Origin of the sequence: Mesorhizobium sp. M7A.F.Ca.US.014.04.1.1 (genome assembly GCF_003998745.1) — a bacterium.
Taxonomy (GTDB): Bacteria; Pseudomonadota; Alphaproteobacteria; order Rhizobiales; family Rhizobiaceae; genus Mesorhizobium; species Mesorhizobium ciceri.
The window spans coordinates 1-11,806 of sequence record NZ_RZRW01000130.1; the positions used below are offsets into that span (position 1 = coordinate 1).

At 61.3% G+C, this 11,806-nt stretch carries 12 protein-coding genes; 3 read left to right on the forward strand and 9 right to left on the reverse strand.

What is annotated here, in order from left to right; translation table 11 throughout:
• The 4 genes from EOA22_RS11590 to EOA22_RS11605 all read right to left on the reverse strand — a co-directional run.
• Positions 1–868: ABC transporter transmembrane domain-containing protein (locus tag EOA22_RS11590; protein WP_245478620.1), on the reverse strand; the 868-nt coding region annotated here is incomplete at its 3' end.
• Positions 869–931: 63 nt separating this feature from the next.
• Positions 932–5,308: a VCBS domain-containing protein gene (locus EOA22_RS11595; protein WP_127224103.1), complete on the reverse strand. Its 4,377-nt coding sequence runs from the start codon at positions 5,306–5,308 to the stop codon at positions 932–934.
• 724 nt (positions 5,309–6,032) lie between these two features.
• Positions 6,033–6,635 carry a general stress protein gene (locus tag EOA22_RS11600; protein ID WP_063170170.1) on the reverse strand — a complete coding sequence of 201 codons (603 nt, stop codon included), beginning with the start codon at positions 6,633–6,635 and terminating at the stop codon, positions 6,033–6,035.
• Between the two features lie 20 nt (positions 6,636–6,655).
• Positions 6,656–7,399, reverse strand: a complete 744-nt coding sequence (locus EOA22_RS11605) for a DUF4142 domain-containing protein (protein WP_063170169.1) — start codon at positions 7,397–7,399, stop codon at positions 6,656–6,658.
• Positions 7,400–7,589: 190 nt separating this feature from the next.
• Here EOA22_RS11605 and EOA22_RS11610 point away from each other — a divergent pair, with 190 nt between their 5' ends.
• From EOA22_RS11610 to EOA22_RS11620, 3 genes are all read left to right on the forward strand, one after another.
• The gene (locus tag EOA22_RS11610) at positions 7,590–7,742 is read left to right on the forward strand and encodes an acetyltransferase (protein ID WP_127218677.1); all 153 of its coding nucleotides are present in this window, start codon (positions 7,590–7,592) and stop codon (positions 7,740–7,742) included.
• A gap of 152 nt (positions 7,743–7,894) precedes the next feature.
• Positions 7,895–8,149 (forward strand): DUF982 domain-containing protein, encoded by a 255-nt coding sequence (locus tag EOA22_RS11615; protein WP_013533177.1) that lies wholly within the window; start codon positions 7,895–7,897, stop codon positions 8,147–8,149.
• A 90-nt stretch (positions 8,150–8,239) separates the two neighbouring features.
• Positions 8,240–8,566, forward strand: coding sequence for a hypothetical protein (locus EOA22_RS11620; protein WP_063170168.1), 327 nt, complete (start codon positions 8,240–8,242; stop codon positions 8,564–8,566).
• Positions 8,567–8,596: 30 nt separating this feature from the next.
• On the opposite strand, the gene EOA22_RS11625 is transcribed toward EOA22_RS11620, so the two are convergent.
• From EOA22_RS11625 to EOA22_RS11645, 5 genes are all read right to left on the reverse strand, one after another.
• Positions 8,597–8,932: a hypothetical protein gene (locus EOA22_RS11625; protein ID WP_244506918.1), complete on the reverse strand. Its 336-nt coding sequence runs from the start codon at positions 8,930–8,932 to the stop codon at positions 8,597–8,599.
• Positions 8,932–9,258 carry a hypothetical protein gene (locus EOA22_RS11630; RefSeq protein WP_335916772.1) on the reverse strand — a complete coding sequence of 109 codons (327 nt, stop codon included), beginning with the start codon at positions 9,256–9,258 and terminating at the stop codon, positions 8,932–8,934. The genes EOA22_RS11625 and EOA22_RS11630 overlap by 1 nt, the downstream gene beginning before the upstream one ends.
• A gap of 32 nt (positions 9,259–9,290) precedes the next feature.
• Complete coding sequence (locus tag EOA22_RS11635; protein ID WP_063170167.1) at positions 9,291–10,511, reverse strand: divalent metal cation transporter; 1,221 nt, start codon at positions 10,509–10,511, stop codon at positions 9,291–9,293.
• Positions 10,508–11,044, reverse strand: coding sequence for a hypothetical protein (locus tag EOA22_RS11640; RefSeq protein ID WP_245478621.1), 537 nt, complete (start codon positions 11,042–11,044; stop codon positions 10,508–10,510). The genes EOA22_RS11635 and EOA22_RS11640 overlap by 4 nt, the downstream gene beginning before the upstream one ends.
• Before the next feature lie 324 nt (positions 11,045–11,368).
• Positions 11,369–11,596, reverse strand: a complete 228-nt coding sequence (locus EOA22_RS11645) for a hypothetical protein (protein ID WP_063170474.1) — start codon at positions 11,594–11,596, stop codon at positions 11,369–11,371.
• Positions 11,597–11,806: the final 210 nt, after the last annotated feature.

The following is an 11,806-nucleotide window of genomic DNA, read 5'->3' on the forward strand; positions in this document are numbered from 1 at the left end:
AAAGGCCGACGCTCTGCTCGACGGGCTGTAGCCCCCGGCCCAGCAAGAGGCTCGCGGCGAACATGGTGCCGCCGGTGATCTGCCGTTCGATCACCAGATAGGCGCCGAGGCCGAGGATCAGCGACTGCATGGTGAGCCGCAGGAAACGGATCAGACCCGACATCAGTGCGGCGCGATCGCTTGCCTCCGCCTGGCGCCGCAGCGCCAAATTGCGGTCGCGTCCCCAGCGGCGGATGAGGCCGTCGATCATCCCCATGGCGCGAACGACTTCGGCGTTTCTGAGGCTCATCTCGGTGAAATTATAGTTGGTCGTCGCCAGGTCGTTGGCCTGCTTCAGCGGCGAACGCACGATATATTCGTTTAGCACCGCCATGGCGACCAGAAGCAGCGAGCAGCCCAGCGCGAAGAAGCCGAGCCAGGGATGCAGCAGGAAGATGATGCCGATGTAGATGGGCGACCATGGCAGGTCGAACAAAGCGTGGATGCCGCTGCCGGTGATGACCTGCCTGAACGTGTCGAAGTCTCGGATGGGCTGGCTCGGCGACGAGCCGGGCGATGGGGTCTCGACCGACGCGGCCAGGACTTTTGCCGACAGCAGCCGGTCGAGCCGCGCACTGGCACGCGTCAGGATGGAGGCGCGCACCAGGTCGAGGCCGGCCAGCGAAAGAAAGGCCGCCAGCAACACCAGGGTCAGCATCACCAGCGTGGTTTCGCTGCCGCTGGTAACGACCCTGTCGTAGATCTGCAGCATGTAGAGTGGGGACGCGAGATAGAGCAGATTGATGGCCAGGCTGAACGCCGCCGCTACCAGGAAATAGCGGCGGCAGGCCCGAAGCGCATCCTTCACAATTCGAGATTTGCTATCCACGTCCAGAACCCCACTCGATACGCATCAGGCCAGGTGGGCCGCCGCTGGCGGCGGCCTTTTGGTTCACACCACGAAGTCGCTTGAAATTGCTCCATTGCCAACGCCCGTCAGCGTGAATTCCGCCGGATTGTACGAAACGGCGGTATGGCCTTGGCCGTCATCGGCAAGCTTGAAGCCGTTCGCATCGTAGCTGCCGACCAGATGCAGCGCGGTACCGTGGGTGCCGTCCGAAACGGTCAGCGTTCCGCCGCTGCCATCCTGGTTTGCCTGGTAGACGGCCGTCGTTCCCGCGCCGAACAGGATGTCCTCGAGCTCAAGCCTGTCGTCATTGGTGATGCCGCCGATCCGCCCGCTGAAATCGAAGGAATCGTCGAGCTGCAGCGTGCCGGCCGCATCGTGCGCGAAGGTGACATCCGTCGACGAGGCGCTGCCGAACTCAAGCTTCGACAGGTTGCCGATCGTGGCATCGCCGTCGCCGGTGACCTGGCCATGGATGACTATGTCGCCGCCATTGGCCAACAGCATGCCGGAATTCGCCAGCCCGCCGGTGATCGTCAGTCCACCTGAACCGGTCGCCTCCAATGTTCCGGAGTTGGTGACGACGCTGCCCCCCGTATCGATGACCAGCGCATTCGCGCCGGAGGCGATAATGGTGCCCTGGTTGTCGAGGCTCAGCATCCCGCCGCCCAACTGGCCGGCGCCCGATATCGTGTTGTCGACATTGACCAGAGTGACGTCCGGCCCCGTGCCGGAGATCACGTTGGCGGCGCTGTCGGACAACAGTATCTGCCCGCCGCCCTGCAGGGTCACGCCATGCTGGATGATTTGCAGCAGCGTTTCACCGCCGGTCGAGTCCAGCGAGATGAGGCCGCTATTGTTGATCATGCCGCTCAGCGGCAGCAAGGCGCCGTCGCCGATCGTCATGGTGCCGGCATTGTTGACCACCGGCGTCTGGTCGAAGACGAAATTGCCTGCCGTCAGCGCGCCCGAGTGCACGCCATCCAGCGTGATCGACTGCCCATCGCCCAGCGTGATCACCGCGTTGCCGTGGGCATCGTCGGCGATATGGGTCTGCAGGTCGGCAAAGTCCGCCAGTCCGTTGTAGCCGATAAGGTCGATCTGGTCGGCCGCGGCGTCGAAATTGTGCACCGTGTCGGCACCGATCGGCTGCGAGAAGACGAAGAGGTCGTTGCCGCTGGACCCGGTCAGGTAGTCGTTTCCAGACAAAGCAAAGATGGGCGAACCCTTGGCATAGATTTCCACGTTGTCCGCGATGGTCATGGTCCCGGTGGTCCCGTCCTCGTTACTCCAGGTCCCGGTCACGTTGAGCACGTGTGCACCGGTATAGGTGACCGGCGTCGTGACGGTCAGGGCGGAAACATTCGTGGTTGTTGCGGTCCAAGAGCCGTCCGCGTTGCGGGTGCCCCCATCGATCGTCCATCCGTCGGGGACGTCACTAATCGTGAGCGTAATCGCGCCATCGTGGCCGGCTGGATCGGTAAGTCCCAAGTTCACAGCCTCTCCGGCAATGCCGGCGGGCGCTGTGACACCGATGGATTGGACAATGGTACTGCTGCCTGTCGTAGCGACCACAAAGAAGGTGTGGGCTCCGGTGTTGTTGCCCAGGTTGGTCTTAGCCCCGCTCCAGGTGCCATCGCCATTCAGCGTCACGGCAACTGCGTGGGTCGGATTGTCGACGTCCCAGTACGCGCGTATCGTCACACCGGTATTATAGTGCCCGGAAAGAGTGAAATTGCCGCTTTGCCCGTTTTCCTTCGTCGCTGCGTCAAAGGTAAAGCCCTCGAATACCGTGTCGTTGCCTCCGGAGCCTGTGTTCAGAGCTGCATCCGTATAGCTTCCCGAGCTCACTGAAACGGTCGCGTTTCCGACAAAAGTCGAAGATGCGGTGAACGTTGCGACATAGGTTTTGCCGGTTGGATCTGTGGCGTCTATGGTCGGCCCGCTGGTGATCGAGCCGCTGCCTGACGTCACAATGATGTCGGCCGCCGTGAAACCGGTAGGGACTTCGCTGAAGACAAACTTTACCTGTGATGTCCCGCCTGCCGGCAGGTCTGGGGCGATGATGTCGACCGAAACGGTCGGCGCCTTGGTATCGTAGGCCTGGGTGGCATTGACAGTGCCGGTCCCCGAATTGCCCGCCGTATCGGTGATGCCAACCTGGTTCACTGTTACACTGATCGTGCCGGCATCGACGTTGGCCGTCGGGGTCACGGTCAGGTTATATACGTTGCTGGTGCCGACTTGCGTCAGCGCACCGACCGTGCCGCCCGTTACCGTCACGTCCGCAATGGTCAGCGTGCTGCCAACGCTCTCGCTGGTGGTGAAGGTGTAGAGGACACTGCCACCGGCAATGTTGGCCGTCGCCGCCGGCTCGTCGTCGGTGATGATAACCGTCGGCGCCTTGGTGTCGTAAGCTTGCGTCGCCTGGATCGCCACCGTGTTGCCGTTGCTGGCTGCATCGTTGGCCGCGCCTGCCGCCACATCTACGGTGATGATACCGGCCTGCGTATTCGCGGTTGGGATCACATCCAAGGTGTAAACCGTGCTGCTCACCGCGGTGAACGTACCCTTGGTACCGCCTCCCACAACGATATCTGATGTAACAAATCCGGTGACAGGCTCGCTGAAGGTGAAGGTGTAGAGGACATTGCCACCGGCAATGTTGGCCGTCGCCGCCGGCTCGTCGTCGGTAATCGTCACGGTCGGCGCAGTTGCGTCGATGATCTGCGCCGTCGCCGTGCCGGTGCCGACCACCAGGTGTTCAAAGTTGCCGCCCAAGGTGCCGGTGATGGTCGCGGACAGGCTTGATGCGTTGGGGGTTGCGATCACCAGTGTGCCAACGGTCTGGCCGTTAGCGATGGTGATGTCGCCATGGTCGGTGTGGACCGTGGTGACGCCTTGCGAGGCGTTGCTCAACGTCGCCGTGAAGGTGACGTTGGTATCGTGATCCGTAACGTTCGACGTGCTGAGATTCACCGTCGCGTCGGTGGTGGTGTCGGTGACGTTGGCCGTCGCCGTGCCGGTGCCGATCACCAGGTGCTCGAAGTTGCCGCCCGCGGTGGCGGTGATGTTGGCGGTCAGGCTCGATGCGTCGTTGTAGACGTCCTCGCCATTGCCCGAGGCGATCGTCAGCGTGCCGGTGGTCTGGCCATCGGCGATGGTGATGTCGCCCTTGTCGGTGGTGATCGTGGTGACGCCATGCGAGGCGTCCGACAGCGTCGCCGTGAACACGTAGTTGGCGACCGCGCCCTCGGCGACCGTCGAGGCGCTCAGGTTGACCGTCGCGTTATCAGTAATTCCATTGATCGTGACCGTTACTACCTGCGCTGTCCCGTCCGCAGTCCGAACCGTGAATGTGTCGATCAAATGATCGCCCGCGTTGAGTTCCTGGACCGCACTATTCGTGTTGTCGAGCGTATAGGTCCAGGTGCCCGCCGCGTTCATCGCAAAGGTGCCGTAGCCGTGGTCAGTTGCCCCGCCGGCACCAACCGCCTGGAACGTGTTCGCCAGATTGTCGACGTCGGTATCCGTCAGCGTGCCGCTGACACTCGGGGTGCCATTGATAGCGCCGCCGGCCTCGACGACCGTGCCGGCAATGGTGCCGGAGATTACAGCCGCGTCATTGGTGCCGTTGATCGTGACCGTTACTACTTGGGCCGTGCCGTCCTGTGTGTGGACGGTAAACGTCTCGGTGAGATGCTGGCCGACGTTGAGACCCTGCACTGCCGCATTGTTGTTGTTGAGGGTGAAGGTCCAGACACCACCCGCGGTCATCTGGTAGGTCCCATACCCATGATCGCCCGCGGTTCCGGGCGCGACCGCCTGGAACGTATTGGGCGTGTTGTCGACGTCGGTATCTGTCAGCGTGCCGCTCACCGTCGGCGTCCCGGTGATGGCATTGGCGACACCGCCAGCCTCGACGACCGCGCCCGTAGAGACGCCGGAAATCACCGCGGCGTCGTTGGTGCCGGCGAAATGTACCGTCGCGGTTGCCCAGCTGAGCGTTCCATTGCCGAGCCGGACCGAGTAGATGAAGCTGTCAGTCAGGTACTGTCCCGCATTCAAGCCCTGTAACTGTGCCTTGAACGCCGCTGACAAGGTAGTCGCGTCGTATCCCACGAGTCCGTCGGACGTAATCCAGATCTTCGCGCCGTTATAACTTGTCTCGGAGGTGGGGGATTCAGTGCGTGCTAAGTCTTGGGTCAACAAATCAGCGGCGGTGTATCCATTCATTGCGCCTGTGTTGTTGATGCCATTGTCGACTGACCAGAGGGTCTTGGCATTCCCGCCGAGATCGTTGGCCATCACGTTCAGGAAGACGGATTGGAAACTATCATAGGTAAACAGGTCATCCTTCGCCTGCGGCGTGTTGGAGAAAGACGTCGTGGTGCCGCCGGCACCGGTGACCTGAGTAGCCATTTTTCAACCCCCCTTTTAAGAACAGACGCCTCATCTGTTTTTCTGTTTTATCGACAGTACTGAACGACCGGCTGCTTCCAGCCGAAGAAAAACCGCGCGAATCCAGGCAGGCATGAATTTTCGCCCTCATCCAGGCACACCGCCGCGCCTGGAACAGCCGCCTCAAGCTGGCCATTCACGGACGGATATTGACCCGATGCTGCTGGACGCGACGACTGGTCGTCACGCTACGTTCCCTACCCAACCTACATCGTCAAACTCGTGGCTTTCGACCACGAACTTTAGATGCTTCTTATATTAGGAGATTATTAACTCTTATAGAGAGGAAGCGTCAACGCCCAACTTGGCCGAACAGTTAATAGTCGAACATAAGGGGAGCCACAGTCACTAGAATCGAGTTGTGAGATCGAACAGGCGCACGCCCGATATGAGCCAGGCGGCAGACGTGCGGCTCAGCGTGACCAGAGCCCGCCAGCGCACCACCATACCAACACCGCACCTTGATCGCTGAGTACTTTTCGTGCAGCACGCCAACCCGACAGCCAGCCAGTTCGCTTGAACGGTCGGGGATTCAACTGAGATCACTTAACGCGCCGGACAGCCGGGAAGCTTCATGCCTTGCTCACGGAGATCTTGAAGCCGGGCAACTCGAACATCTGTCCCACACGCTCCGTAGCACTTCGTGAAACCTCGTCGTTCGGTACGTGCGACCACACCTCCTCGTTCAAGGCCGATTGATCGCCCGAGCGCTGTCGCGATCGGTCTCGTCAGGGATATATTCGCCGGCATTGGCATCGAAGCCGGTCCAGCCGCCAGCCTCGTAAGCCCTGCGGCGTTCGGCAAGATCGACCGATCTGGATTGCCCCAGAATTTCCTCGGCATTTGCAATGAGTTCATCGTCCACCCTGGCCGTGACCAACGTGCCGCCGCGGCGTACGCCCTCCGCATACACGTGGGCATCGTTCTCGGGCACGCCGGACTCCGTCAGAGCGCCGACAATGCCTCCGACCGCACCGCCTGCCACCGCCCCGGCAACGACACCTGTCGCGGTGGCGGCGAGCCAACCCGCCGCGACCACAGGTCCGACGCCCGGGATGGCCATGACCCCCAGCCCTGTCAGCAATCCGCCGGCACCGCCGATCACGGCTCCAATCCCCGCGCCAGCCCCGGCATCCTCGGCAGCCTCCGAACGGTCGCCCTCGTACCAGTCATCCGAGTTGTTGGCGACGATGCTGATGTTCGCATGCGGGACGCCCGTGGCTTCCAGTTCGCGGACCGCGTCGGCCGCGTCGTCATAGTTGTCGAACAGTCCAGTTACCGTTTTCATTGATTTCTCCTGATCCGTGCTCACTTGCTGGCGGCAACGACGTTGCCCTGATAGTCCAGGCCGACGGCGAGGCTTTCGCCTGCCTTGGTGGCATGGCCCCGCCAGATGCCCTGGTCGTCCTTGGTAAGCTTCGACACGTTGGTATAGCCTGCACCCTCGATGCGGCTCTTGGCCTGGGCTTCGGTGAAGCTGTTTGCGCCGGGAACGAGAGCGGCGGCATTGGGGGTATTGTCGGTCTTCACCGCCGGTGTTGTCGCTCCCGTGATGGCGTCCTGCCCGGCTGCGATCTTTTCGATCATCTGCTGGTGCGTCTTCAGCGTATCGACCGTTTGCTGGGCGAATGTCTTGAGCCCGGCGTTGTCGCCGCCGCTGGCATAGGTTTCGAACAGCTTGACGGCGTCGGCATGCGCCTTGCGCTGCATGTCGACATAGGCTGGATCGATCGGAGCCTGCGCATTCTTGAGCTTGTCGAGATCGCCCTGGTGCTGGGCATCAAGCGCCGGCGGCACTTTCAATTTTTGTTCGCCGGCCACCGTTGCCAGCTTGGCATTGGCCGCGCCGTGATCGCGGATCATCATCTGGGCGAAGTCCTTGATGCTCTGGTCCTGAACCTTGCCCAAGGCAATCTGGCTCGAGTCGACTTCGAACTTGCCGCCGATGGCAGCCTTGTCGACGAAGGCCTGGGCGCTGTCGGCAGCAAAAGCAGGCACGGCGAGAAAAATGGAAGCAGCGGCGAGCGATGCGAAAAATTGTCGTGTTTTCATCGGCTTTGTCCTTGCCTGGGATGCGTCGCCCTAACAGGCCAAGATGCGCTTTGTTCCGATACCCAGACGACATGCCTGCAGGCCCGGCAGCACCACGATCCACGCATGAGGCTGCCGGACTATCTCGCGTGAGATCTGCCACATCGACGGAAAATGTGGAGAAGTGACAGGCGACAGGAACGCCGGCACCATGAACCAGCGTGGCTGCAAAAAAGCCGTGGTCGAGACAAGCAGTTTCCAGGCGCCGCTATTCTACATGCAGCATGGGTTCGAGGAATTCGGCAAAGTCGAATTCGGAATTCCAGGGCACGCACGCATCTTCCTTCGCAAGGACCTGTTGTAAGTCTTGGGACGGGCGCGCACGGACGGCCAACGGCTAGTTGTTTCAAACGCCAGGTGCTCTGGAACAAATCGACGGTTGCGGAGTTAAAGCGCGTCGCGACGCGCAGTCTTGCAGCGGCGTGTCGAATAGAGTGCATCCCGCTGGAGAGGCATGTGCGTACTGGACATTTCAGAAAGCCGATTGTCATTCAACCTGGCCGGATAGACCGCGACAGGGTTGTGGTTTCGGTGTCGGACGCAGCCGAAGTGCTGCTGCGGGACTGGCCAAAGCCGACATCCGAGAGGCGTCTTGCCGCGATCAGAGCGTGCCTTGCCGTCATGCGAGGCGAAAAGCCGACAAGGGCGGCACGACAGGCGTTCATCGTTGCGGCCAAGGACGCCAGGATTCTGCTGAGCGAGCAAGTCTGACCGTGGTGGGTCGCCTCAGCGCATGCAAGCTTGGTTCCGCCGGCGCCTGCAAGTGCGATACTGCCGAGATCGGTTCGAAGGGGAGAGATTATGGCTAAGGTTACAGGTCTCACGGCTGCCGCGGCCAGAGGCGAAGTTCAGGCAGGAGCAACGCACGACAAGACGCCGGGGTTCGATCCCGCCATTGCCCCGCTTGAGACAGACGCAGAGGCCGCGGACACACAAAATCCGGTCGCTGAGACAAGTCCGCCGCGCACTCGTCCAAAATTCGAAAACGATGCCAGCTTTGCCAATGCCATGCGTCCGGTCGAAGGCGAGCCGGAACTGCGGCCTGGCGGCAACTGGCCGGTGTTGGTGATTGCAGCTGTCGTTTTGACAGCAGCCGTGGTCTTCCTGGCGGCAAGCATGCTGCGCTGAGACTAATCCCGACGATGCAGCACCCACGACCTATTCCTGGAGGTCCGGCGCGTCCTTCATGCCTGAGAGTTCAGTCATTGGGCACAGCAGCCGCGGTCGCGCGGGATCGGAGATGTCGAGCTTGTCCCAAGGAATGCGGTATAGACCGTCGCGGCGGCGTAATCGGAAAAGATCCAGCACCGCCACGCCTATGGCCGAGGCCGAAAGACGCTCGAAAGCAGCGTAGACCCCGACGTGGAATTCGGTGACGACGAAATCGTCACCATCCCGTTCGGCGCGGATCTCCTCGATATAACCGACATTCTTGCCGCGCTGCGAGAGTACGCGCCGCCCCGCCAGATGCTCGAGATTGACCGTAATCATCATCAAGCTCCCGGAATGCGCCCGATGATATGGTCGCGCAACCAGTCCTGCCAGGCGAAGATCGACGTTTCTCGCACATCGATGTCGAACTCGATATCGATGCCGATATCTTTCACCTTGCGCCAAGCGATCCGATGAGGTTCGCCATGCTGCGTGCCGCCCAGCTTGACCGCGAGCCGCGCCATCCAGCGCCCGGGCCGTGCGCCGAGGCGACGCGCCAGGGTGATGGAGCCGAGCTCGATGGCAATGATCCGAGGCGGCTTGCCAGGCCGCAACTGCGCCACCAAACCGTCGACCTTACCGACCTTGACCTGCTCGCGGTCGACCACCTGCTTGTCCAGGAGATCACGCAGCAACTTCATCATGTGCCTCCGAATATCTGCAGCGGGATGGTCACCACCGCCAGTACGAAGCCAAGCGCGATGATGAAGATGACGGCGGCATTTGACAAAATGCCGTTGCGATGCTCGCCGACATAACGTTTGTCGTTCAGCAGAAACAGGAACGGAACGACGGTCAGCGGAAGGCTGGCAGCCGTCAGCGCCATGGAAAAGATGGTGAGCCTCAGCGGGTCAAGACCAAGCGCGATGGGAATAGCCGCCAACAGTAATGATATCGTGTAGATGGCGCTGAAACCCGGATCGTCGCGCGGCTTGCGATCCTCGCCCCAATTCCAGCCGAACCCTTGGGCCACAAGATAGGCCTGTTGCAACCCGACCTCGAGCGCAGCGCCGAAGCAGGCGATGGCGAGAGAAGCAACAAACAGCACGAAGCCCCAGAAGCCGAATATGGGGATCAGCATCAACGGCAGTTGGTGATAGTCGTCCACCTGGGTGACGCCATGCGTGGCGAGCACGAGAGCGGCCACGATCAACACGCCGATCGAGATGGTGCCCCCGAAGGTCATGCCCAACCCCGCTATGGCCCGATTGGCGCCGAGATAGCTTTTGTCCCACCGGTCCTCGATGGCCCCCGAGGAATAGAACATGAACAGGTAGGGCGATATCGAGGCGCCCAGAATGCTGACCGCCATGAACCAGTAATTGGCGGCATCGTGGACCGGCAGCGAAGGCACGGCGCCCCTTGCGACTGCCGTCCAATCAGGTCTCAGCATCACCGCTCCGACGACGAAACACAGCGTCACCAGACCGAGAAACGACACGCCCTTCTCGATGACGCCGAACGTGCCTTTCCAGAGCAGCAGCCACGCCAGCAAAGCCACCGGCAGTGCCCACCACTGGAAGCCTATGCCCGTGGCAAGTTCGAGCGCAATGGCAACGCCGCCGATCTCGGCGGACAGCACCAGGAAATTGACCAGCAAGGCGGCAAGCAACGGCCATAGAAAGACGTTGAAACCGAACCTTTCGCGGATGCCGTCGGAGATCGTGTGATGGCTCACGGCCGCGAACCGGCCGGACATTTCGACAAGGAAGATGATGCAGACGGTGCCAAGCACCACCGCCCAGATCAACTGGAAGCCAAACATCGCGCCTGCCTGCGCCGCCGTCGCCATGGACCCAACTTCGAGGAAGCCGCCGACGCTGGTGACGACGCCGAGGGATATTTCCATGAGCTTTTTCATGGCTTCGGCGCGAAATACTGGGCGTAGGCGGCAGCGAGCGCACGCGACGCCAGCCGTAAATCCTGTTGCGCGTCTTGGACTTCCAGCCGGTCATCTGCCTGCAGTCCGGCCTCGGCACGCGTCACCGCGACCGACAAATCATTGACTGCTTTTGTCAGAGAAGCTTGCTCGGTGGGTTCACTGGTTTCGGCGGACCGGATTTGCGCCCCCGTATCTACGAGCGTCTTGGCGATCGATTGCAGCGTGTCCACCGTGTATGCGGTCGGCGCCGCGCCGCCCATCCAAGCGTCGAGCAACATCGATGCGGTCTGTGCCGCGGAAGCCGCTGTTCGTGATTGCTGCTCGATCTCGTCGGAAGACGAGCATCCCGCCGACACGCACAACAGCAACAGCAAGCACAAACAATCCAGCCGGAAATGACGGCCGCTGAGGATCAAATTCGGCGTTTGGTGCGCCACAAGAATAGTCTCCCCTAGTGCCGAACGAGCGGTGGTCGGCTTGAATTGACCTAGAGCGTTCAGCGGGCGCGTCAACGAAAGCCCATCCGGCGGGGCGGCTGCAGGGCATGTGGACGCGACAGATCTCAGCCGGCCACCGCAACTCAAGCGGAACAAAGGATCGCGTGCGGAATTAGGAGCACAAGGAGGCGGCGGAGCCGACTTCAATTCCGTCCTGATCATCACGTCGACGTGAATGGACTGCTGGCACGGAGAATCCCGCAATGCCTCGTCTCATATCCTGGATAGTGATCGTGGCAGTCGTGATCGTCGCGGCTTGGCTGTGGTTCGGCGGCCATAGAGCAAGCAACGATGGCGGCAGCCAACCCGCGCCTCACGCGATAGACCAGAACGGGTAGGTCAATCCTGATCGGCCGGGCTGCGAGGGGCCACGATCCTGTATTCGTGGATCAGGCCGAAAACCTGATTTCTCACCGTCTCGCGCGCTTCGGGCTGGATGAAAGGCATTAGCCGGTCGACGCTTTCAACGAGTTCCGGCGGCAGGTCCGCCACCGCATCCGTGAGTTCGCTGGCATGTTCATACATGTTGTCCGTCAGCTTTTTGTCGAGGTCGGAAAGGATGCTCATCATCACGCTCCATGTCTGTCCTCTCCCGTTCTGTTAATGACCAGTCCGGCAGAGATGTTCCGCGCGAGACGGCGCTCAGACCGCTGAGTACTTGTGGTCAAGGAAGCATCGTTTCAGACCGCCCCATCACCGCAACGTCGTGTGGCCCGGGTCGCGTCGCCTGGCTTTCGGCGGGATCAGCCTCCCGGCATTGGCCCGTAAGCCCCTGAC